Below are 22,138 nucleotides of genomic sequence, written 5' to 3' on the forward strand. Positions count from 1 at the left end.
CTATCCTGGCAGTTTCCTCGTCACTCAACAACTTATCGCCTGCTGCTGATAAACGCTGATGATTTCCCCTGCCACCGCGACGGCAATTTCCGCCGGTAATTTGCCCTTCACATCCGCTAAACCAATCGGGCAGCGCAAACGTGCGAGAGAATCTGCCGCAATGCCTTTGCCCTCTAAGCGATAACGAAAACGCTGGGCTTTGGTAGCTGAACCAATCACACCGGCATAGCGAAAATCGCCGCGCCGCAAAATCGCTTCGCTGAGAGCCAGATCGAGCGGATGATCGTGCGTCATTACCACAAAGTAGCTGTCGGGCGCGGCTTCCTTCACGCAGTCAATTGGATCCTCAACCTGGCGCACCGTTACGCCGGGCGGCACGGCGCGAAACTGCGCGGCGCGGCTATCAATCCACGTAATGTGGCACGGCAAAGTGGCAAGCAGATTCACCAGCGCCTGGCCAACGTGGCCTGCGCCGTACACCTGGATTTCCGGCTGCTGCTGCATCAGCGGTTCAAACAGCAAAGTGGCGTGACCGCCGCAGCATTGGCCGAGGCGCGCAGCCAGCGCAAACTCTTCACTGCGCGGTTGAGTGCAGCGCTGCTGCAGCATCTCTCGCGCCTGCGCAATGCATTGATACTCAAGATGACCGCCGCCAATGGTCAGAAAGGTGTCAGTGGCGCTGACCACCATTTTGCTGCCACGATCGCGCGGCACGGAGCCCCGCTCGCTCAGCACGGTGATTAACACGCAGCTTTCACGTTTTTCCCGCAGGCTGTGTAACACGCTGATCCAGTCATGATAAATCATGGTCCGCTCCTGATAAGCGCTGAATCCCCCAGAATACCCGCTCCGGCGTGGCGGGCGCGTCCAGCTGCGGATGGCGACGATAGTTATCGACGCTGGCAACCGCATCCTGCAACGCACACCACACCGCGATGCCCAACATAAACGGTGGTTCGCCGACGGCTTTGGAGTGGAACACCGTGTCCTGCGGGTTTTTGCGGTTCTCTACCAGCGTGACGCGCAAATCGCTCGGTACATCGCTGATCGCTGGGATTTTGTAGCTGGCCGGGCCATCGGTGAGCAATTTGCCCTTGTCGTTCCACACCAGCTCTTCGCAGGTGAGCCAGCCCATGCCCTGCACAAAACCGCCCTCAACCTGGCCGATATCAATCGCCGGATTCAGCGATGCGCCCACGTCATGCAAAATGTCGGCGCGCAGCAAACGATATTCACCGGTCAGCGTATCCACCAGCACTTCACAGCAGGCCGCGCCGTAAGAGAAGTAATAGAACGGCTTGCCGCGTCCGGCGGCGCGATCGTAATGAATGCCCGGCACTTTGTAGAACCCGGTGGCGGAAAGCGGCACCTGATTGAGCCACGCTTGCTGCGCCACCTGGGCGAAGGTGAAGTGTTTCTCGCCGACGCGCACGATGCCGTTGCTGAAATGCACTGCCTCTGCCGTACATTGATGTTGCTGACACAGCATCTCGGTTAAGCGGTCGCGCAGGATTTGCGCCGCATTCTGCGCCGCTTTGCCGTTGAGATCGGCCCCGCTGGACGCCGCAGTTGGCGAGGTGTTGGGCACTTTGCCGGTATCGGTGGCGGTGACCTGAATCTGGCTAATATCAATCTGCAGCACTTCCGCCACAATCTGCGCCACTTTGGTATTTAAGCCCTGACCCATTTCGGTGCCGCCGTGATTGAGCTGCACCGTGCCATCGGTATAAATCAAAATCAGCGCGCCGGCCTGATTGAGGAAACTGGAGGTAAATGAGATGCCGAATTTCACCGGCGTCAGCGCCAATCCGCGTTTCATAAAACGGTTGCTGGCGTTAAACGCACTGATTTCACGGCGGCGCGCGGCGTATTCGCTGCTGGTTTCCAATTGCTCCGTCATCTCGTCCAGCAGATTGTCTTCCACCTGCTGGTGGTAATGGGTGATGTTGCGATCGGTTTTGCCGTAATAGTTATGTTTGCGCAGTTCGAGCGGATCTAATCCGAGTTCGCGTGCGACGTGATCCATGATTTGCTCAATCGCCACCATGCCTTGCGGCCCGCCGAAGCCACGATACGCGGTGTTCGAGGCGGTATGCGTGCGGCAGCGATAGCCGGTAATCAGCGCATCGCCGAGGTAATAGGCGTTATCGGCGTGGAACATCGCGCGATCGACAATCGATCCGCTGAGATCGAGCGAATAACCGCAGTTGCCGGCCAGATCGATCTTCACGCCGCAGAAGCGACCGTCATCATCGACACCGACATCGTAGCGGACAAAAAACGGATGGCGTTTGCCGGTGATCTGCATGTCGTCGCGGCGCGCCAGGCGCATTTTCACCGGTTTACGCAGCTGACGCGCGGCAATGGCACACAAACACGCTACGCCCGCCGCCTGGGTTTCTTTGCCGCCAAAGCCGCCGCCCATGCGCCGCATATCAATGGTGACTTTGTTCATGGTGATGCCCATCACTTCCGCCACCAGCTTCTGCACTTCGGTGGGGTTTTGCGTCGAGGAGAACACCTGCAAGCTGTCATCTTCGCCGGGGATCACCAGCGCCGTCTGGGTTTCCAGATAGAAATGTTCCTGACCGCCAATGTGAAATTCGCCCTGAATACGGCGCGACGCACGCGCCAGCGCGGCTTCGGCATCACCGCGTTGGTGAATATGCGGCTGCTGCACAAAGAAGCGCTGTTCCAGCGCTTCACGCACGTCGAGCACTGCGGGCAGCGCTTCATACTCAACAATTGCCGCTGCGGCACCGGCACGCGCTGCTTCCGGTGAATCAGCCGCCACGGCAATCACGATCTGACCGAAATATTCGATTTTGTCCTGCGCCAGCAGCGGATCGCCGGGTTCCAGCGGACCGACATCATTGAGGCCCGGCACATCTCGCCAGGTTAGCACGCTGACCACGCCCGGCACCGCGTAGCACGGCTGCACATCCAGTTTGGTGATGCGCGCATGCGCGTGCTCGCTTAGTCGTGGACAGAGATGCAGCAATCCCGGCAGATCGGGCTTGTCGTCGATATACAGCGCCTCACCGGAGACATGTTTGTCGGCACTTTCATGTTTGTTGCTGCGCCCCACGCCCGTTTGCATGCCGGTGGCGAACTGGGTTTTCAGCAGCGTCTCGTTCAGTTCCGGACGGTTATGAGACATAGCGCGACACCTCGGTAATGGTCAGCTCGCCAGACGCTTGTGCGTAGTAACGGCGCAACAGATTGCGTGCCACCTGCAGGCGGTAATCGGCGCTGGCGCGGAAGTCGCTCAGCGGCTGAAAATCCTCGCTCAATGCGGCGCAGGCTTTTTCGATGGCGCTGAGATTCAGCGGCTTGCCCAGCAATTGTGCTTCAGCCGCCAGCGCACGCTTCGGCGTGGCGGCCATGCCACCAAAAGCCAGTCGCGCTTCCACAATCACACCTTCCTCGATTTGCAGGTTAATGGCGGCAAACACGGCGGAAATATCATCATCCAGCCGTTTCGCCACCTTCCACGCAGTAAAGCTGGGTGACACCGTCACTTTAGGAATGATGATGCTGCGAATAAATTCCCCCGGCAGCAAGACCGTTTGGCGATAGGCGGTAAAGAATTGATTGAGCGGGACTTCTCGCTGCTTATCGCCCTGCTGCAAAACCAGATGCGCATTCAATGCCAGCAGCATCGGCGCGCAATCACCAATCGGCGATGCGTTACCAATGTTGCCGCCAAGCGTGCCCTGATTACGAATTTGCAACGAGGCAAAACGCTCCAGCATGCTGCTAAACGCCGGAATGTGCTGCGCTAAAAACTGGTAGCAATGATGCAATGAGGCGGCAGCGCCGAGATAGAGATGTGTTTCATCTTCGTGGCAGACCTTCAACTCATCGACCTGCTCCAGCGCAATCAGCAGCGGCAAGCGCTTATATTGCTGGGTAATTTGCAGCGTTAGATCGGTGCCACCGGCCACCAAACGGGCTTCAGGATGTTGCTGATAGAGATCGGCGAGCTGCGCTAGCGTTTTTGGCAGATAGCAGCGGCTGCCCGCGGCTTCGATAATCTGGACTTCTGTGTTGCTGAGCGCCTGTAAACGCTGCACTAGCGTGGGTGCATTGGCGCTGAAGGCATCCGCAACAGGTTGTTCGCATGCCTGCTGCGCCGCATCCATGATCGGACGATAGCCGGTACAGCGACACAAATTGCCCGCCAGCGCCTGTTCCGCCTGATGACGGTTCCAGCCAGCGCTGTTTTTCTGCAGGGTAAATAGCGACATCACAAAACCTGGCGTGCAGTAACCGCACTGTGAACCGTGGCAATCGACCATCGCTTGCTGCACGCTGTGCAGTTCGCGGCCCTGCTTGAGATCTTCCACCGTGATCAGTTGCTTGCCTTGCAGGCTGCTTACCAGCGTCAAACAGCTGTTGACCGCCTGATACTGTATCTCTCCATCCACCACTTTACCGAGCGTGACGGTGCAGGCACCACAGTCGCCAGAGGCGCAGCCCTCTTTGGTGCCGCGACGTTGCTGCTGACCACGCAGATAGTTGAGCACGGTGAGATTGGGATCGAGCTCGCGTTCGGTGACTAAACGATCGTTGAGTAAGAACTGGATCATGCTATTTGCTCCTCACTTTCGCGCTGCCAAACCGGCTTGCCGCTCACCCAGGTTTGCGCGATGTTGCGGTCGTCGCCAAGCGTCATCATCACAAACAGCCGCTCCCAGATATCTTTGCTATTGGCGTTGCGCAGCTTCTGCAGCGGCGACACCGCCGGATCGAGCACGACAAAATCGGCCTCTTTGCCGGGATTGAAGTTGCCGATAACGTTATCGAGGTCGAGCGCGTGTGCACCGCCCAAAGTGGCATGATAGAACGCTTCGCAGGCGCTGAGTTTGTACTGCTGTAGCTGGCCGACTTTGTACGCTTCACCCAGCGTTTGCAGCAGATTAAAGGTGGTACCTGCGCCCACGTCGGTGCCAATGCCCATGCGGACGCCCTGCTGCCAGCAGCGTTTGATGTTGAATAAGCCGCTGCCGAGGAACAAGTTTGACGTTGGGCAGAAGGCAATCGATGAATCGGTGTCATGCAGGCATTGCCACTCTTGATCTTCCAGATGCAAACAGTGCGCAAACACGCTGCGTTTGCCGGTGAGTTGGTGGTGATGATAGACATCAAGATAGCCTGCGCGCTCCGGGAATAACGCTTTTACCCAGGCGATCTCCTGCTGGTTTTCACTTAAGTGCGTGTGCATCCAGACATCAGGAAACTCCTCGCGCAGCTGACGCACTTTTTCCAGCAGTTCGGGTGATGAGGTCGGCGCAAAGCGCGGCGTTAGCGCATAGCTCAGGCGGCCGCGCTGATGCCAGCGCTCAATCAGTTCACGCGTGTGCTGATAGCTCTCTTCCGGCGTTTCGGTCAGGTATTCCGGTGCGTTGCGATCCATCATCACTTTGCCAGCGATAAGCCGCATATCCAGCTGCTGTGCGGCGCTGAACAGGGAATCCACCGACTGCTTATGCACGGTGCCGAACACCAGCGCTGTTGTCGTGCCGTTCGACAACAGCTGATGCAGGAAGAACGCCGACATTTTTGCTGCGTGATCGGGACAGTGATATTGGCTTTCTACCGGGAAAGTGTATTGGTTGAGCCATTCCAGCAGCTGTTCGCCAAAGGCGCCGATCATCTCGGTTTGCGGGTAATGAATATGGGTATCGATAAATCCCGGCACGATCAGTTTGCCGCGCAGATCGGTGACGCGTGTGTGATCGACGCGCCCTTCCGCAATTTGCCAGCTTTCAAGGCTGACCACTTTGCCGTCACGCAGCGTTAATAAGCCATCTTCGAGATAGCGCGCGTTGGCAGCGATGTCGCCTGGCTGCGCGGCCAGAGCGGTGAAATCAAAGAAGCTGGCGCGCAGCAGCGTTTCGGGTGCGTAAGGCATAATGGTTCCTTGGTGCTTTTTTTATTAATGCAGGTGATTGCCTTAAAGATAGTTTGCAAAGCGCATGCCAATGCAAAGAACAAAAAATACTGTTTACTTTCAATATAATAGGTTGCTTTGACGGGTTTTTATGTCAAGCTTGCCAGGCAAACGTGTGCGCAACCGGTTGCCTGGGTTGGCAAACGGTTGCGATTTAACATTGCGGTAAGTTTTACCTGATATGGCGAGTTCATCGCCCGCAAACGTGCGTCTTTGTGGTGCGCTGATGCACTCGCAATGTGCAGGAAAAATCCTGCAACAAGCTGCCTTTGGTTTTCATGAGCATGGGTTTGAGGTTAATGCTAAGGTGTGGCTGATAACCTGAAATCGTTTAAGGAACAGTGAGATGATTATTTTTGTTACTGGCGCAACTGCTGGTTTTGGTCAAAGTATCACCCGCCGCTTCATTGCTACAGGTCATAAAGTGATCGCCAGCGGACGTCGCGCTGAGCGCTTAAAAGAGTTGAAAGATGAGTTGGGCGATAATCTGTATACCGTTCAGCTGGACGTGCGTAATCGTGCCGCCATCGATGAAGTGATTGCCTCCCTGCCCGCTGAATGGCGCAATATTGATGTGCTGGTGAACAATGCTGGCCTGGCGTTGGGTGTAGAACCGGCGCACAAAGCCAATATCGAAGACTGGGAAAATATGATCGACACCAACAACAAAGGGTTGGTGTACATGACGCGTGCGGTGCTGCCTGCCATGGTTGAGCGCAACGTCGGTCATATCGTGAATATCGGTTCGATTGCGGGCAGCTGGCCCTATTTGGGTGGCAACGTGTATGGCGCGACCAAAGCGTTCGTGCGCCAGTTCAGCCTGAATCTGCGTACCGACCTGCACGGCACCGCGCTGCGCGTGACTGATATCGAACCAGGTTTGGTGGGCGGCACCGAGTTTTCTAACGTGCGCTTCAAGGGCGATGACGATAAAGCGGGCCAGGTTTACGAAGGCACCACCGCGTTAACGGCGGAAGACGTGACCGAAGCGGTCTATTGGGTGACGACGCTGCCGAAACACGTCAACATCAATACGCTGGAGATTATGCCGGTAACGCAAACCACCGCAGGATTGAAAGTGCATAAAGGTTAAGGTGATTTTGTAGGGTGCGCATTCATGCGCACCTGGTCGCTTTCAATGCGAACCAGGTCGCCATGAATGGCGACCCTACGATTTAGGTGCGGTCCCAACCCGTCACAATAATCAACATGCCGCTAAAGGCGACCAGCGCGCCAACCCAATCCCATGTACTGAGTTTTACGCCATCCACCACGCGTAGCCAGATCAATGCCGTCAACACGTATACGCCGCCATAGGCCGCATAGACGCGCCCGCTCGCGGCGGGATGCAGCGTCAACAACCAAACAAACAGCGCCAGACTCGCTGCGGCGGGCACCAGCAGCCAGGCCGTCATGCCCTTCTTCAACCATAGCCACGGCAGGAAACAGCCAACAATTTCCGCTATCGCAGTGATAAAAAACAGCAAGGCGGTTTTTACCAGCATAGAAAATATCTCACTAAGCTAAACAAAGCGCTCACCGCTGGTGAGCAAAGAAGCAGCGATGATATACTAGCGCCCATGGTTGTTACAGCCGCGATCCCGGCTGTGCTGGTGTTAACTGAAGGAAATGACGATGAAAAAACTGTTTTCCGCCCTGTTGGCGACCGTGGTGACGTCGAGCCTGTTAATGGCTGCGCCAATTGCGTCGGCTAAAACCGATCGCCTGATCATTGAAGATGGCAGCAGCGCCTCCAGCAATGAAGCCGCTCGCCAGAGTAAAGAGCAGTGGAACGATACTAAAAATTTGCGCAACAAGGTCAATACGCGCGTTGAGAAAGAGTTCGATAAGACGGATAAAGCTTTTGATACCCGCGACTCCTGCGAAAAGAGCTACAACGTTAACGCTTATTGGGAACCGAATACGTTGCGTTGCCTCGACCGCCGCACCGGACGTCCACTTGCACCCTAATCGTTTATCGCTGCTATAGTTTTGACAGGATTTCTGACCAAAGGAGTGAATGATGAAAAAACGTAATGCAGTGCTGCTGATGGCGATGTTGTCGCTGCCAGTTTTGGCGCAGGCTTCTTGTGAGAGTGTCAAAGCGGACATCAGCAAAAAAATCATTAACAACGGCGTCGCCGAATCGGACTTCACGCTGGATATCGTGGCTAATGATCAAGCCGATCAGGCTGGCGGCCAGGTTGTGGGTCATTGCGAGAACGACACACAGAAAATCGTTTACAAGAAAAATGGCCGTGATGGCGACAGCAGCGTGCCAGACGGCGCAGGCAGTTCTCAGGATGCGCCCGCGCAGTAACCTTTCGGGCGGCGCTCTGGCCGCCCTGTTTTTACTCCACTTCCGGCCTTTGCCGCGGCATCATCCACGCCACCCACAGCGTTAACAGCGCAATCAGCAACGACACCACAAACACCCAATGTAATGAGCTGGCGATTTGTCCGGTCCAGTCATGCAATGTCGCTTCCGGTAGCGCCTGGCGACTTTCGTGCGACATGATTTTCTGCATCGGATCGTCCGCCTGCGGCAGACGCAGCGACAAGTTCAGGTTCAGTACCGCGCCCAACAACGCAGTACCAATCGCCGATCCGATCATGCGGCTGAACATGATTGATGCGGTGCAAATGCCGCGAATGTCGTAATGCGCATGGTTCTGCACCGATACCAAAAACGTGGTGCTGGTCATGCCCATGCCGGTACCAATCACAAACGCGGTGAAGCCCGCCTGCATAATCGAGCTATCGCTGCGCAGTAACAGTAGTAACGCGCTGCCAGCAATTAGCAGCAGCGCGCCCAACTGCGCGGTGAAGCGATAGGAGGTGATAAGCATCAACCTGCCGCTTAAGGTGCTCGCCAGCGGCCAGCCAATCGACATCATCGCCAGCGCGCTGCCAGCCTGCAGCGGCGTGCCGCCGGTGATGCCCTGAATCCACGTTGGCAGAAACGCGCTGATGCCCATCATGCTGGCACCGATAATCAGGTTACCGATGTTACCAGCAACGATGAGCCGACTGCGCCAGATTTCCAGCGGGAACAGCGGCGCATCGGCACGCTGTTCATGATGTTTTAAACGCCAGGCGGCGATGACCGCCAGTAGCAGGAACGGCAACAGCCAGAAGCCGAGCACTTCGGCCTGCAACAGCGCGACTAATAATGCCGTCACGCAGATCATTAGCCAGCAGCTGCCGGTGAGATTGAGCGTGGTGGCCTGATTTTGCTCACGCGATGGAAGGAATCGCGCCAGCAGCAGCATGGCAATCGCGCCAATCGGTACGTTGACCCAGAAAATCACCGACCAGCTAAAGTGCTGCACCAGCCACGCGCCGCTTAGTGGGCCAATAATTGCCGCCACGCCCCAGACGCTGGAGAGCCAGCCTTGTACGTTGGCGCGTTCACGCGGCGAATAGACGTCAGCCACAATGGTGGAGGTCAGCGGCATAATTGCGCCGGCACCTAAACCCTGAAAAGCACGAAACAGAATCAGCCACGTCATGCTGTGGGCGAATCCGCACAGAATTGATCCCAGCAGGAACAGCGAAACGCCAATAAACAGCAGCCGTTTTCGGCCCCACATGTCCGCCAGCCGGCCATACAAGGGCACGCTGACGGCTTGTGTCAGTAAATAGATGGAAAATACCCAGCCAAACTGCGAAAAGCCGCCAAGATCGGCAATGATGGTCGGCATCGCGGTGGCCACGATGGTGACTTCAATCGCCGCCATAAACATAGCGAGCATGCAGCCGATGAGAATCCAGTGGCGATGTTCCGTGTTCAATTCTGCAGTTTCAGTCATACGTCTCCCTAATTTCTAACAAGGCTAGCTGAAAATTCACCAGACCAGTTTCCTCTGCGTGCGCCCCATCTGTGACGACGTCACTTATTTCGATGAAAATTTTTTATTGTCGGATGATGCCTTATTCCATGCGGGTTAGATGCGATTTTTGTTTGTTTCTATCTGTCTGATTTTGCCGCAGAAACTGGCGCTTATCGACAAGCATTGCTATAGGTCTAAGCGGTGCTTTCCAGTTATTCACTGAAAAAGCATCTGCTAATAGTCATTTTAACTGCAATTTAACGGGGTGAAGGATTTTCGTATGTGTGCGTTTTTGACACTGCGCCGCCATCCTGGGAATGACATCACCACATCGAACGATTTTTTGAATCAGGGAGACACTGGCTATGCAAAATGCATCGCTCGCCCGCCGCGCTGGGCTGGCTCTGCTCGCGATTGTTGCGGTTATTGCCCTGCTGGTATGGGGGCTGGGGCTGAATACGCTGCGCGACCGCCGGGAAGATTTGATTTATCTCGGGCAGCAGCATCTGTTTTTGGTGTTTTGGTCAATGTTCTTTGCGCTGCTGGTGGGGATTCCCAGCGGGATCCTGCTCAGTCGTCCATTCGCCCGCCGCTGGGCAGAGTACGTGATGCAAATTTTCAACGTGGGTAACACGCTGCCACCGCTGGCGGTATTGGCGCTGGCGATGGTGATTGTCGGTATCGGCGATCGTCCCGCGCTGATTGCTCTGTTCCTCGCCTCGCTGCTGCCGATTGTGCGTAATACTTTTGCCGGTTTAAGCGCGGTACCGCCGTCGCTAATCGAAGCCGCCAACGGTATAGGTATGACGAAGTTTCAGCGTTTGCGTCAGGTGGAAATTCCCAATGCGCTGCCGGTGATTCTGGCAGGCGTGCGCATCGCCACGGCGATTAACGTCGGCACAGCGCCATTGGCGTTCCTGATCGGCGCCAGCAGCTTTGGTGAACTGATCTTCCCCGGCATCTACCTCAACGACTTCCCTACGCTGATCCTCGGCGCCGTGGCAACCGCGCTGGTTGCGCTGGTGCTCGACATGCTGCTTGCAGCATTGGGACGTTATCTCAGCCCGCACTCTGCGGCTTAACACAAGGAGTTTTGTGATGGCCACTGCCAATAAGCTGGCGCGCTGGGTAAAACGTACTGCGCTGGCACTCACCGCGACGCTGGCAATCAGCCAAAGCGCCGCTGCCGCAACACCAATCACCATGGCAACTAAGAGCTTTACCGAGCAGCACATCCTCTCCGCGATGACGGTGATCTGGTTGCAGAAGAAAGGTTTTCAGGTGATCCCCAAAACCAATATCGCCACCACCATCGGTCGTAACGCGATGATCAATAAACAGATTGATATGACGTGGGAATACACCGGCACCTCGCTGATCATCTTTAATCACATCAATAAACCGATGTCGACGGAAGACGCCTATAAAACGGTAAAACAATTGGATGCGAAGTTGGGACTGGTTTGGCTTAATCCGGCACCGATGAACAATACCTACGCGTTTGCTATGCAACGCGATCGTGCGGAGAAAGAAGGCATCAACACCATGTCGCAACTGGTGGCGAAGCTGGAAGAGGTTCGCAAGAACGATCCGGATCATAACTGGAAACTCGGTTTGGACCTGGAGTTCTCAGGCCGCTCCGATGGCCTGAAGCCGTTGCAGAAAGCCTACAACATGCCGCTCGATCGTCCGCAGATTCGCCAGATGGATCCCGGCTTAGTCTACAACGCGATTCGCGATGGCTTTGTTGACGCGGGTTTGATCTACACCACCGATGGCCGGGTGAAAGGTTTTGAACTCAAAGTGTTAGAAGATGATAAGCACTTCTTCCCGAGTTACAACGTCACGCCGGTGGTGCGTCAGGATGTGCTGGAGAGCCATCCAGGCTTGGATACGGCGCTTAATCAACTTTCCGCGTTGATTAATGACGAAGCGATCACCGAGATGAACAAACGTGTCGATATTGATCATCAGTCGCCGCAACAGGTGGCGCGTGATTTCCTTCAATCTAAAAACATGCTGTAAGGAGGCGCTGTGGATACCTTGCATTACATCATGAACAACTGGCACACCTTGATGTCGCTCACCTGGCAACATACCTGGCTGGTGCTGGTCGCGGTGGGTTTCGCCATTATCGTTGGCGTGCCACTGGGCATTTTGATTGTGCGCTTTAAGTGGCTGGCCACGCCGGTGCTCGGCATCGCCACCATTGTGTTAACCATTCCGACCATTGCGTTGTTTGGTTTAATGATTCCGCTGTTTTCAATGATCGGTCAGGGCATTGGCGCCCTTCCCGCGATTACTGCGGTGTTTCTCTACTCGCTGCTGCCGATTGTGCGAAACACCCACACCGCGCTGGAAAATCTGTCTCCCGGACTGCGCGAAGCCGGTCGCGGGATTGGCATGACTTTCTGGCAGCGTCTGCGCTGGGTGGAAATTCCGATGGCGCTGCCGGTGATTTTTGGCGGTATTCGTACGGCGGTGGTGATGAACGTCGGCGTGATGGCGATTGCCGCCGTGATTGGTGCGGGCGGTTTGGGCCTGCAACTGCTCGACGGTATCAGCGGCAGCGATGTGCGCATGCTGATTGCCGGTGCCTTGATGATTTGTTTGCTCGCGATTGTGCTTGATTGGCTGCTGCACCGTTTGCAGTCGGCGCTGACTCCTAAGGGGATTCGATAATGATAAAACTGGAAAACCTGACGAAAACCTTTACGCAAAAGAATGGCACGTCACTCAATGCCGTGGATAACGTCAGCCTGGAAGTGCCTGCCGGGGAAATGTGCGTGCTGCTCGGCCCATCGGGTTGTGGCAAAACCACCACGCTGAAGATGATTAACCGCCTGATTCCCTCTTCAAGCGGCAGGATTTTGATCAATGGTGAAGACACCAGCGGGCAAGATACCGTTACCCTGCGCCGCAATATTGGTTACGTGATCCAGCAGATTGGTCTGTTCCCGAACATGACCATCGAGGAGAACATTACTGTGGTGCCGCGCATGCTGGGCTGGGATAGGAAGCGTTGCCGCGAACGCGCTACGGAATTGATGAGCATGGTGGCGCTCGATCCGACCAGGTTCCTGCATCGCTATCCGCGTGAAATGTCCGGCGGTCAGCAGCAGCGTATTGGCGTGATTCGCGCATTGGCCGCTGATCCACCGGTATTGCTGATGGATGAACCTTTCGGCGCGGTCGACCCGATCAACCGTGAAGTGATTCAGAACGAGTTCCTGGAGATGCAGCGTCAGTTGAAGAAGACCGTGATGCTGGTTAGCCATGATATTGATGAAGCGCTGAAGCTCGGCGACCGCATTGCCGTGTTTGGCCAGGGCAAAATTGTGCAGTGCGCAAGCCCGGATGAGCTGTTAGCCAAACCGGCGAACGACTTTGTGGGTTCTTTTGTCGGGCAGGACCGTACGCTGAAACGTTTGTTGCTGGTGCAGGCTGGCGATGTCACCGATCAGCAGCCGACCATCACCGTGCAGCGTAATACGCCGTTGCAGGACGCTTTCGCTACCATGGACGATAACGATATGCGCTCGGTGACGGTGGTTGATGAAGATGGCAAGCCACTGGGATTTGTGAAGCGTCGTGAAGCGCGCGGATCCACAGGCCGCTGCGAAGAGATGCTGCATACCTTTAAAGTGACCGGCAAAGCGGAAGAGAATCTGCGCGTGGTGCTGTCGAAGTTGTATGAGCACAACACGGTGTGGATGCCGATTGTCGATGAAGAAGGTCGTTATAGCGGTGAGATATCGCAGGATTACATTGCCGATTATCTCAGTTCTGGACGTACGCGCCGTCGTTTGAATCCATAAAACCGCACGATACTTGAAACGCAGGAAGAGGCGGCAGAGGAGTAAAGTGTCCCGCGCCATGGATGGCGCGGGCCAAGCCCCAGGGATGGTTTATGGCGTCTTTACGATCTGCCGCCTCTTCTTGCGTATGCACCCTGCACGTTAATGCGACTCCTCAGCCGTTTTTACTGCTACCGCTTCGTTACGCTCTGAAGGCAGCACGACATTCAAAATAATCGCCAGCATCCCGCCGGTGGTGACTGCGTGACCAAACAGGTTGCTAATCAGCGTGGGGAACTGTTTCAGCACATCAGGTACTGCTTCAACACCTAAGCCGATACCAAACGACACGGCAACAATCAGCATCTCGCGACGGCCAAGTGGCGTTTGCGTCATCACGCGGATACCGGCCGCCACCACGCTACCAAAAATCACGATGGTCGCGCCGCCCAGCACCGGCGGTGGAATCTGCTGCAGCATGGAGCCAATCGCCGGGAACATACCGAGCAGCGCCAACATCACGCCGATCACCATGCCAACGTAACGGCTGGCGACGCCAGTCATCTGGATAACGCCGTTATTTTGCGCAAAGGTGGTGTTGGGAAAGGCTGAGAATACGGCGGCGAGCAAACAGCTGATGCCATCGGCAAAAATACCGCCCTGCATGCGGCGCTCAAACGCTTCGCCTTCAATCGGCTGCTGCGACAACATGCAGTTCGCCGTAAGATCGCCCACCGCTTCAATCACGGCAATCACCGATACCAGGGCGATGGGAATGAAGATGGTCCAGTCAAAGGCAAAACCAAAGCGGAACAGTTCTGGCAGAACCAGCCACGGCGTATCGCCCATTGGCTTGAGGGTGAGATGACCGGTTAACGCTGCGGCGATACAGCCCGCAGCAATGCCGGCAACCACGGCCACCAGCCGCGTCCAGCGATTTTGCGAACGGTTAAGTACGATAATCACCAGCAGCGTCAAGGCGCCGAGCGCCAGATTACCGGGTGCGCCGAAATCGCTGGCGTTATGGCCGCCAGCCCAATCGGTGATGCTGACTTTAATCAGGCTGATGCCGATCAAGGTAATAACGGTGCCGGTAACCACCGGCGTCAACACTTTGCGCAATGGCGCGATGCAGCGGCTGATTAACATCGGAATCATCGCCGCCACCAGGTTGCAGCCAAAGATCATCGCCATGATCTCTTCTGGCGATCCGCCGCGCGCTTTGACCATCAATCCGCCCGACAGAATCACACCAAGAAAGGCAAAACTGGTGCCCTGCAGGCAGATCATGCCGGCACCAATGCCCATAAAGCGACGCGCCTGCAGGAACGTACCCAAGCCGGAAACTAACAGCGACATGCTGATCAGATAAGGGATCCATGCCTGCAATCCCAAAACGGAACCAATAATCAGCGGCGGCGTAATAATGCCGACGACGCTGGCCAGCACATGTTGCAGTGCGGCACAAAATGCAGGCAATGGACCGATGCGGTCATTCAGCCCATACAACAAACCTTTCTCATCTGATTGCGACATACAGGTGCTCCGGCAAGATATTCATCAGAGCAGCTGATGCATGAATCACGCCAGAGAAGAGTGTTCAATAAAATACAGGGAGTAAAAGATTGAATAATAGAGGAATTAATTCGTTAAAAAGGATGGCTGAATCTGAATCATTAGATTCAGCCATTGATCATTTGCGGCACTTTGTTTCATCAGGCCGCAGGCTTTGCACTGTTGTCGTGCGTTAAGTTCTCATCGAGCAACGAAATATCCAGATAACCGCTCAGTTCCCGCTGCTCTGCACGCGGCAGGTAAGGCAACTCGCCTAATAAAGGTGCACCTAGCTTCTCGCTCAAAACATCAATAATTTCAGCGTAATGCGCCAGGCCGGGATTAATACGATTTGCCACCCAACCCGCCAGTTGCAATCCATCCTGCGCAATAGCTTCGGCGGTCAGTAAAGCGTGGCTGATGCAACCTTCCTTAATGCCCACAACCAGCACAACCGGCAAATGCTCCTGACGCACCCAATCGGATAAAGGCTGCAAGTCGTTCATTAAACTACGCCAGCCGCCGGTGCCTTCCACCACCACGCGTGCCGCGCGCGCCTGCAAATCTTTCAGACTGCGAGTGAGTAACGGATAATCAATGCGCTGCGTCGGGCTGGTGCTGATTTCATCCTCTTCCATCGCGATAGGATTAACGGCGGAATAAGTGAGAGTGAGGCCCGAAGCCTGCTGCAACAGCAGTGCATCTTTATTACGTAAGCCTTCGGGTGTGCGCTGCGCGCTTTTGGCAACAGGTTTAAAACCTGCGGCGCAGAGATTAGCCTTGGCAAAGCACTGTAATAACGCGCGAGATACCACGGTTTTACCCACCGCGGTGTCGGTACCGGTGACAAAAAGCGTTTTCACCATTCTCCTCCTTCATTGAAGCGATGTGTAACGTGCGAAGGAGGCAGTTTAAGGAAATGTTTTCTCGGGCAGATTGCGTTAGGACAAACTTAAGGCGAGCTGTAATTATCCCTGCAACAGTTTTACCAATAAGTGGCCGCTATAGAGCGCGTCTTTTATCAGGGCTGCACCGCCAAAAGTACCGGGATCGCTGAAAGCCGTTGGTGTGAGCTGGATTTCACTGCTGTAAGCGGGCAACGCCTGCTGACGAATGGTACTGCTCACCGCAGGGAACAGCACATCGGCGGCTTGATTAAGCGGAGAACCGATAAGAATTTGTTGAGGATTAAAGATGTTTACCATCATCGCCAGCATCCGGCCAATATGATGTCCGACGCCTGCAATCACATCACGCGCCAGACGATCGCCCTGCTGCGCGGCGGCGCATAAGCTCTCAATCGTCAGCGGTGCCTGATGCAATAAACTGTCCGGCTGCGACGGCAAACGCTGGGCGGTGAGAGTAAGCAAGCTTTCGATGCTGGCGACGGTTTCGAGACAACCATTATTGCCGCAATAACACTGCTGGCCGTAAGGATCGATTTGCGTATGCCCAATCTCCACCAGCGTGCGACCATTTTTATGCAGCAGTTGTCCGCCGCTGATCACGCCCGCGCCGACGGTTTCGTCGATCACAATCTGAATCACATGTTGTGCGCCGCTGGAAGCACCAAACAGTGCTTCGGCTAACGTCCAGGCAGAAATATCATGCTGCACGAACACCGGCAAACCGGTGCGTTGCGCCAGCGTTTCTCCCAGCGGCATATCCTGCACGTCGTAACCCGGCATACGATGTACCACGCCAGAAGCCGCGTTGATCAATCCCGGCAAAGTAATGGCGATGGCGGTCAAACGCTCCAGCTTGCTTTGATGACGAATAAAGAAGTCATTCACCAGATCCAGCAAGGTTTGCAGTAGCGGTTTTTCTGCGCTGGCGTGCAGCGGCAAGCGATCTTCCTGCAGCGCGCGACTGCTGAGATCGCGCAGCGTCAGCGTAATGTATCCGGGCTGAATGCGTACGGCGAGATAGTGCCAGGCAAGCGTATCAAGGATCAAACCAATCGCGGGACGACCGCGACTGCCCGGTTCCTGAAATTCGGTTTCCTGTACCAGATGGGCATCGAGCATTTCACGCACGATTTTGGTAATGCTGGCGGGTGCTAACTGGGCACGTTTAGAAAGCTCAATACGCGAAATCGGGCCGTAAAGGTCAATCAGTCGGTAAACCACACCTGCGTTGGTCTGTTTTATCTGATCAATATGACCAGGTTGACTGTACAGATTCACGCCCTGCTCCCATTATTTTCGCGCTTCTAAATAAACAGCAGCTATGGTGATGCAGATTGACCAGCAGCGTCAAATATTTGATTAGAAATGTGATTTATCGCACATAAAGTTTATGCCCTGCTTCACCCGCTGGTTCAATTCTCCGCGTTTTGGAGCATCAGCGACATCATATTGGTCATTTGTGCCGTCGGTTCTCGCGTCGCCGACCAGACCAGCCAAACTTCAGAAATCGCGTCGCTTTCCTGCAAAGGGATCCACACCACATCGGCCAAACGCGCACGGCGGAACGATGCCGGCAGAATCGACACGCCGAGTCCGGTCGCCACCAAACCCAGTATGGTCATCGCCTCGCCCACTTCCTGAGTAATAAAAGGTTTGATTTGATAACGATGCAGCAGTGCCAGGATCTCACCGTACAACGCGGTGCCGCCTTGCGGATCGAAAAATACAAATGGCTCGTTGGCTAACGCCTGAATGGAAATCGACTCCGCATCGGCCAGCGGATGCGCCCAATGCACTACCGCGCACAGCGGCTCACGCAGTAACACGCGATGCTGCAGATCGCTGGGCAGAGGCGTATTGCGCATCACACCGAGGTCCAGCCGGTCGTCATGAAGTGGCGCAAGCTGCTGGCGCGTGTTGTTCTCCTGCATCTGTATATGCACTTGCGGCCAACGCTGACGGAACTGATACAACGCATCTGAAACCAGACCAGTAAACGGCGCTGACGAGGTAAAGCCAATGCGCAACTCGCCTTCCTGACCGGTATGCACGCGTGCGGCGCGGCGCGATGCCTGTTCAACCTGCAACAAAATGCCACGCGCATCCTGCAAAAACAGCGCGCCAGCGGGCGTGATCTGCACGCTGCGGTTGGTGCGGGTAAACAGCTGCGCGCCAATTTCCTGTTCCAGCTGCTGGATCTGCTGACTCAACGGCGGTTGCGAAATATTCAGGCGCTGCGCGGCACGACCAAAATGCAGCTCTTCGGCGACGGCAATGAAATAGCGTAAATGGCGCAACTCGACATTCATATTTTAAACGTCTCATTTGAGATTATTAATATATTGTACAACCTATTAACGCTTTTCTACAGTAACGCCATAATGGTTCAAACGAGGATGTTCCGTGAGTCGCTCTTCCCAGGCGGTGATACTCGATGAAGACGAGTTGTCCGTAAAGCCTGCTCCAGCTGCAACCCCTTCAGAGTGGATTGAACGCGGATCGCCGCAGTTTATGCGCGTGACGCTAGCGCTGTTCTCCGCCGGTCTTGCCACTTTCGCCTTGCTCTATTGCGTACAGCCCATTCTGCCGGTGCTATCGCAGCAGTTTGGCATTTCTCCGGCGCAAAGCAGTATTTCTCTCTCGCTCTCCACCGGCTTAATGGCGTTGGGATTGCTGTTTACCGGGCCGCTGTCGGATGCAATTGGCCGTAAATCGGTGATGGTTACCGCGCTGTTGCTCGCCGCCATCTGCACCTTGATTTCCGCTACCATGAGCAGCTGGCAAGGCATTTTGCTGATGCGCGCGCTGATTGGCTTATCGCTGAGCGGCGTTGCGGCCGTTGGCATGACCTATCTGAGTGAAGAGATTCATCCACGCGTTATCGCCTTTTCCATGGGGCTGTATATCAGCGGTAACTCGATTGGCGGCATGAGCGGACGTCTGCTTACGGGCGTACTGACCGATTTCTTCTCGTGGCGCGTTGCGGTGGGTGTTATTGGTTGCTTCGCGTTGGCGGGCGCGCTGATGTTCTGGAAAATTCTCCCTGCATCTCGTCATTTCCGCCCGGCGTCGCTGCGCCCGCGCAGTTTATTAATCAACTTCCGTCTGCACTGGCGCGATAAAGGTCTGCCGCTGCTGTTCGCAGAAGGCTTCCTGCTGATGGGCGCGTTCGTCACGCTGTTCAACTACATCGGGTATCGCCTGTTAAGTTCGCCTTGGTCACTGAGCCAGGCGGTGGTCGGATTGCTGTCGGTGGTGTATCTGACTGGTTCATGGAGTTCACCAAAAGCGGGCGCGATGACCAGCCGCTTTGGGCGCGGTCCGGTGATGATCGGTGCAACAGCAATTATGCTGGCGGGATTGCTGCTGACGGCGTTTAACTCGCTGTGGCTGATTTTGCCTGGCATGATGCTGTTCACCGCCGGATTCTTTGCGGCACACTCGGTTGCCAGCGGCTGGATTGGTCCACGTGCGCGCCGTGCTAAAGGCCAGGCATCGTCACTTTATCTCTTCAGTTATTACGTCGGTTCCAGCGTGGCCGGTACCTTGGGCGGCGTGTTCTGGCACAGCTACGGCTGGATGGGCGTAACGCTATTCATTAGCCTGCTATTATTAATGGCTTTGCTGGTCGGCTGGCGTTTGCAGTGCCGGAAACTGTAATACCTTTCATCTGTTAAACGGGGCTAATGCGCCCCGTTCTCATCTCAAGTGTATGCCATACGGCGATCTCACAGTCCCAGATAAAACAAAACGGCTATTCGTCGCTATAATTCATTCCATTCCAACAATAGTTAGACTTTTTTTATTTCACAGCAATGAGGTCGTTAGATGGGACTCTATTATTACGTCGATAAGCACGCCGGCTATAACGACAACCATGTAGTACATGCAACGGGATGCCCGTTTTTACCCACCGATGAGGCACGCCGTTTTCTTGGTACTTTCTACACGCCAAATGCCGCCATCCAGCAAGCACGTAAATTTTATGCCAGCGCGCTGGGCTGCGAGCACTGTTGTCCGGTTGGGGTAAAAAAAAACATGACGACTCAAAATAGTGTGGCACTAAAACACATGGTGAGACTCTGATAATCATGATTTGAGAGTGGTAAGGTGCCCCCGCTGTTTTGTTAAGCACCGCTGAGGCGTTTCATAATAACTATAAATTTAAGTGTAATAATAACTGGACCTTAAGACGTTCATTGCGGCGTCAGGTCCAGTCGCCTCTTCCCTGATTTCATCACTCCTGATTACTCTCGCCTTCATACCAGAAAGCGTAATAACCTCAGGCTATTAACAACGCCTTCCACGATAAAAAATAATCAGTAATAAAAGCCCGACAAACGGTTTCCCTTCGCTCATTAATGCTCCACAATAGCGGCAATTTGTGACTCCGGTCACTTTCTGGGGTGCCTTTTCGCCCTTTCACTCGCCGTCTGACAGATTTGAACTCCATGCAATCTACTACTGTTTCCCGTAAAACGGCCTGGCTACGCGTTGTTCTGCTGGCTGTTGCTGCTTTTGTCTTTAACACCACAGAATTCGTGCCTGTCGGTCTGCTGTCAGATATCGCCGCCAGCTATGACATGAAGACTGCCGATGTTGGCATCATGTTGACCATCTATGCGTGGGTCGTCGCACTATTGTCGCTGCCGTTGATGCTACTGACGCGCAATATTGAGCGTCGCCTGCTGTTGGCCGTGTTGTTCATCGTGTTTGTCGCCAGCCATGTACTCTCGTCTGTGGCATGGGATTTCACCTCGCTGGTGATCTCGCGCATTGGTATTGCCTTAGCGCACGCGGTGTTCTGGTCAATTACTGCTTCGCTGGCCATTCGCGTGGCGCCTGCGGGTAAGAAAACTCAGGCGTTGAGTATGCTGGCAACCGGTACCGCGCTGGCAATGGTGCTGGGCGTGCCGATTGGGCGCATCGTCGGTCAATATCTTGGCTGGCGCACCACCTTCGGCATGATCGGTTTGTCTGCATTAGTGTTGCTGATTTTGCTGATGCGCATCCTGCCGCGTCTGCCGAGTGAACATACCGGTTCACTGAGCAGCGTGCCGATGCTATTCCGTCGTCCGGCGCTGGTAGCAATGTACGTTCTGGTTACCGTGGTGGTGACGGCGCATTACACCGCTTATAGCTACATCGAACCGTTTATGCAGGTGGTCGCTAATGCGGATGACAATTTCACCACCCTGCTTTTACTGCTGTTTGGATCGGCGGGCATTATCGGCAGCGTGCTGTTCAGTACGCTGGGCAATAAATTCCCGTCGGCGATGCTGATCGCCGCGATTGCGATGATCACGCTAAGCATGGGCTTGCTGGTGTTTGCCGCCGTACGTCCCGCTGCAATCACCGTACTGTGCATCGTTTGGGGCATGGCAATGATGATGATTGGTCTGGCGATGCAGGTGCGCGTGCTGGCGCTGGCGCCGGATGCTACCGACGTCGCAATGTCGCTGTTCTCTGGTATCTACAACATCGGTATCGGCGCAGGTGCGCTGCTGGGTAACCAGGTCAGTTTGCATATGCAAATGTCGGACGTCGGTAACGTCGGCGGCATTATTGGCCTTGTTGCACTGTTCTGGTGTATCGCTATCTTCCGCCGCTATCCTCAACTGCGTTCTAACGGATAAGAAAAAAGGCTTCAGAAGGATTATCTTCTGAAGCCTTTTATTCACTTCTTACGGAATGCTTAATCGCACTCCGCTCAATTCTCTTAGTTATAAATTACTGCTGTGCCATTTAGCTTGTTGTTGCCAGAGGTCGAAGTGATGCGGAATGACTTTGCTCCGGCAGCATTGGCCTTTTCCGCTAGCTGATTCTCCAGCGACGTCAGGTTGGTGCTGCCTGAAGCGCTAACCACACCAATTTGTTGTTGATTCATTGGCGCTTTGTTTACCAGGTCTGCAGCCATGCTACCGAACGCGATTGAGGATAATGCTACAGCGGCCAGGGTCAGTTTGATGCTTTTCATAATTTTGCTCTCTTAAACAGATGAATTGGGGTCGGTCGCGATTAAGTTAACAACCGTTAATTAAATGCTACTGCCGAAAGGGTGCGCGCGTCAATCATTTTATTAACGGTCAT

At 54.8% G+C, this 22,138-nt stretch carries 21 protein-coding genes; 10 read left to right on the forward strand and 11 right to left on the reverse strand.

Annotated elements, in window-relative coordinates:
• Window positions 1-24 precede the first annotated feature (24 nt).
• From xdhC to guaD, 4 genes are read right to left on the reverse strand one after another with little or no spacing between them, the layout of a single operon-like run.
• Window positions 25-807 (reverse strand): xanthine dehydrogenase accessory protein XdhC, encoded by a 783-nt coding sequence (gene xdhC, locus BM323_RS03735; RefSeq protein ID WP_008104186.1) that lies wholly within the window; start codon window positions 805-807, stop codon window positions 25-27.
• Window positions 794-3,160, reverse strand: coding sequence for a xanthine dehydrogenase molybdopterin binding subunit (gene xdhB / locus BM323_RS03740; protein WP_008104188.1), 2,367 nt, complete (start codon window positions 3,158-3,160; stop codon window positions 794-796). Before xdhB ends, xdhC begins: the two co-directional genes overlap by 14 nt.
• Window positions 3,150-4,592 carry a xanthine dehydrogenase small subunit gene (gene xdhA, locus BM323_RS03745; RefSeq protein ID WP_008104190.1) on the reverse strand — a complete coding sequence of 481 codons (1,443 nt, stop codon included), beginning with the start codon at window positions 4,590-4,592 and terminating at the stop codon, window positions 3,150-3,152. The genes xdhB and xdhA overlap by 11 nt, the downstream gene beginning before the upstream one ends.
• Window positions 4,589-5,917 (reverse strand): guanine deaminase, encoded by a 1,329-nt coding sequence (gene guaD, locus BM323_RS03750; protein ID WP_008104192.1) that lies wholly within the window; start codon window positions 5,915-5,917, stop codon window positions 4,589-4,591. Before guaD ends, xdhA begins: the two co-directional genes overlap by 4 nt.
• A 385-nt stretch (window positions 5,918-6,302) precedes the next feature.
• Here guaD and ydfG point away from each other — a divergent pair, with 385 nt between their 5' ends.
• Window positions 6,303-7,049, forward strand: coding sequence for a bifunctional NADP-dependent 3-hydroxy acid dehydrogenase/3-hydroxypropionate dehydrogenase YdfG (ydfG, locus tag BM323_RS03755; protein ID WP_008104194.1), 747 nt, complete (start codon window positions 6,303-6,305; stop codon window positions 7,047-7,049).
• 82 nt (window positions 7,050-7,131) lie between these two features.
• Here the strand turns inward: ydfG and BM323_RS03760 are convergent, their stop codons facing one another.
• Window positions 7,132-7,458 (reverse strand): YnfA family protein, encoded by a 327-nt coding sequence (locus BM323_RS03760; protein ID WP_036649651.1) that lies wholly within the window; start codon window positions 7,456-7,458, stop codon window positions 7,132-7,134.
• Window positions 7,459-7,591: 133 nt separating this feature from the next.
• On the opposite strand from BM323_RS03760, the gene BM323_RS03765 reads away from it, so the two are divergent.
• On the forward strand, window positions 7,592-7,927 hold the full coding sequence (locus tag BM323_RS03765; protein WP_008108914.1) for a DUF1283 family protein: 336 nt from the start codon (window positions 7,592-7,594) through the stop codon (window positions 7,925-7,927).
• A gap of 52 nt (window positions 7,928-7,979) precedes the next feature.
• On the forward strand, window positions 7,980-8,276 hold the full coding sequence (locus BM323_RS03770) for a DUF1161 domain-containing protein (protein WP_008108911.1): 297 nt from the start codon (window positions 7,980-7,982) through the stop codon (window positions 8,274-8,276).
• 31 nt (window positions 8,277-8,307) lie between these two features.
• Here BM323_RS03770 and BM323_RS03775 read toward each other — a convergent pair whose 3' ends face one another.
• Window positions 8,308-9,768, reverse strand: coding sequence for an MDR family MFS transporter (locus BM323_RS03775; protein ID WP_091003324.1), 1,461 nt, complete (start codon window positions 9,766-9,768; stop codon window positions 8,308-8,310).
• Between the two features lie 386 nt (window positions 9,769-10,154).
• On the opposite strand from BM323_RS03775, the gene BM323_RS03780 reads away from it, so the two are divergent.
• The 4 genes from BM323_RS03780 to osmV are packed head-to-tail and all read left to right on the forward strand — an operon-like array spanning window position 10,155 to window position 13,607.
• Window positions 10,155-10,871, forward strand: a complete 717-nt coding sequence (locus tag BM323_RS03780) for an ABC transporter permease (RefSeq protein WP_008108907.1) — start codon at window positions 10,155-10,157, stop codon at window positions 10,869-10,871.
• A 16-nt stretch (window positions 10,872-10,887) separates the two neighbouring features.
• Window positions 10,888-11,814, forward strand: coding sequence for a glycine betaine ABC transporter substrate-binding protein (locus BM323_RS03785; RefSeq protein WP_008108905.1), 927 nt, complete (start codon window positions 10,888-10,890; stop codon window positions 11,812-11,814).
• Between the two features lie 9 nt (window positions 11,815-11,823).
• On the forward strand, window positions 11,824-12,471 hold the full coding sequence (osmW, locus tag BM323_RS03790; RefSeq protein ID WP_008108902.1) for an osmoprotectant ABC transporter permease OsmW: 648 nt from the start codon (window positions 11,824-11,826) through the stop codon (window positions 12,469-12,471).
• Window positions 12,471-13,607, forward strand: a complete 1,137-nt coding sequence (osmV, locus tag BM323_RS03795) for an osmoprotectant ABC transporter ATP-binding protein OsmV (RefSeq protein ID WP_008108900.1) — start codon at window positions 12,471-12,473, stop codon at window positions 13,605-13,607. The genes osmW and osmV overlap by 1 nt, the downstream gene beginning before the upstream one ends.
• Window positions 13,608-13,748: 141 nt before the next feature.
• Here the strand turns inward: osmV and BM323_RS03800 are convergent, their stop codons facing one another.
• From BM323_RS03800 to BM323_RS03815, 4 genes are all read right to left on the reverse strand, one after another.
• Complete coding sequence (locus tag BM323_RS03800; protein WP_008108897.1) at window positions 13,749-15,122, reverse strand: nucleobase:cation symporter-2 family protein; 1,374 nt, start codon at window positions 15,120-15,122, stop codon at window positions 13,749-13,751.
• Window positions 15,123-15,301: 179 nt separating this feature from the next.
• Window positions 15,302-16,003 carry a dethiobiotin synthase gene (gene bioD, locus BM323_RS03805; protein WP_175501687.1) on the reverse strand — a complete coding sequence of 234 codons (702 nt, stop codon included), beginning with the start codon at window positions 16,001-16,003 and terminating at the stop codon, window positions 15,302-15,304.
• 105 nt (window positions 16,004-16,108) lie between these two features.
• Window positions 16,109-17,326, reverse strand: a complete 1,218-nt coding sequence (locus tag BM323_RS03810) for a sugar metabolism global transcriptional regulator Mlc (protein ID WP_008108894.1) — start codon at window positions 17,324-17,326, stop codon at window positions 16,109-16,111.
• Between the two features lie 134 nt (window positions 17,327-17,460).
• Window positions 17,461-18,357, reverse strand: coding sequence for a LysR family transcriptional regulator (locus tag BM323_RS03815; protein ID WP_008108892.1), 897 nt, complete (start codon window positions 18,355-18,357; stop codon window positions 17,461-17,463).
• Between the two features lie 94 nt (window positions 18,358-18,451).
• Between BM323_RS03815 and BM323_RS03820 the strand changes: the two genes are divergently transcribed.
• From BM323_RS03820 to BM323_RS03830, 3 genes are all read left to right on the forward strand, one after another.
• Window positions 18,452-19,708 carry an MFS transporter gene (locus tag BM323_RS03820; protein WP_008108890.1) on the forward strand — a complete coding sequence of 419 codons (1,257 nt, stop codon included), beginning with the start codon at window positions 18,452-18,454 and terminating at the stop codon, window positions 19,706-19,708.
• A gap of 168 nt (window positions 19,709-19,876) precedes the next feature.
• Window positions 19,877-20,134, forward strand: a complete 258-nt coding sequence (locus tag BM323_RS03825) for a hypothetical protein (protein WP_008108886.1) — start codon at window positions 19,877-19,879, stop codon at window positions 20,132-20,134.
• A 365-nt stretch (window positions 20,135-20,499) separates the two neighbouring features.
• Complete coding sequence (locus BM323_RS03830) at window positions 20,500-21,684, forward strand: sugar transporter (RefSeq protein WP_008108884.1); 1,185 nt, start codon at window positions 20,500-20,502, stop codon at window positions 21,682-21,684.
• 83 nt (window positions 21,685-21,767) lie between these two features.
• On the opposite strand, the gene BM323_RS03835 is transcribed toward BM323_RS03830, so the two are convergent.
• On the reverse strand, window positions 21,768-22,025 hold the full coding sequence (locus tag BM323_RS03835; RefSeq protein WP_091003317.1) for a multiple stress resistance protein BhsA: 258 nt from the start codon (window positions 22,023-22,025) through the stop codon (window positions 21,768-21,770).
• Window positions 22,026-22,138 lie beyond the last annotated feature (113 nt).

The organism is Pantoea sp. YR525, from assembly GCF_900116775.1.
GTDB classification, from domain to species: domain Bacteria; phylum Pseudomonadota; class Gammaproteobacteria; order Enterobacterales; family Enterobacteriaceae; genus Pantoea; species Pantoea symbiotica.

Bases quoted from the DNA above. Each gene is read 5' to 3' on its own strand.
- xdhA (WP_008104190.1), bottom strand. From the start codon at position 4,592: ATGATCCAGTTCTTACTCAACGATCGTTTAGTCACCGAACGCGAGCTC.
- BM323_RS03815 (WP_008108892.1), bottom strand. From the start codon at position 18,357: ATGAATGTCGAGTTGCGCCATTTACGCTATTTCATTGCCGTCGCCGAA.
- BM323_RS03830 (WP_008108884.1), top strand. From the start codon at position 20,500: ATGCAATCTACTACTGTTTCCCGTAAAACGGCCTGGCTACGCGTTGTT.
- BM323_RS03770 (WP_008108911.1), top strand. From the start codon at position 7,980: ATGAAAAAACGTAATGCAGTGCTGCTGATGGCGATGTTGTCGCTGCCA.
- BM323_RS03765 (WP_008108914.1), top strand. From the start codon at position 7,592: ATGAAAAAACTGTTTTCCGCCCTGTTGGCGACCGTGGTGACGTCGAGC.
- BM323_RS03780 (WP_008108907.1), top strand. From the start codon at position 10,155: ATGCAAAATGCATCGCTCGCCCGCCGCGCTGGGCTGGCTCTGCTCGCG.
- BM323_RS03785 (WP_008108905.1), top strand. From the start codon at position 10,888: ATGGCCACTGCCAATAAGCTGGCGCGCTGGGTAAAACGTACTGCGCTG.
- BM323_RS03825 (WP_008108886.1), top strand. From the start codon at position 19,877: ATGGGACTCTATTATTACGTCGATAAGCACGCCGGCTATAACGACAAC.
- BM323_RS03835 (WP_091003317.1), bottom strand. From the start codon at position 22,025: ATGAAAAGCATCAAACTGACCCTGGCCGCTGTAGCATTATCCTCAATC.
- xdhB (WP_008104188.1), bottom strand. From the start codon at position 3,160: ATGTCTCATAACCGTCCGGAACTGAACGAGACGCTGCTGAAAACCCAG.
- osmV (WP_008108900.1), top strand. From the start codon at position 12,471: ATGATAAAACTGGAAAACCTGACGAAAACCTTTACGCAAAAGAATGGC.
- xdhC (WP_008104186.1), bottom strand. From the start codon at position 807: ATGATTTATCATGACTGGATCAGCGTGTTACACAGCCTGCGGGAAAAA.
- ydfG (WP_008104194.1), top strand. From the start codon at position 6,303: ATGATTATTTTTGTTACTGGCGCAACTGCTGGTTTTGGTCAAAGTATC.
- guaD (WP_008104192.1), bottom strand. From the start codon at position 5,917: ATGCCTTACGCACCCGAAACGCTGCTGCGCGCCAGCTTCTTTGATTTC.
- BM323_RS03800 (WP_008108897.1), bottom strand. From the start codon at position 15,122: ATGTCGCAATCAGATGAGAAAGGTTTGTTGTATGGGCTGAATGACCGC.
- BM323_RS03775 (WP_091003324.1), bottom strand. From the start codon at position 9,768: ATGACTGAAACTGCAGAATTGAACACGGAACATCGCCACTGGATTCTC.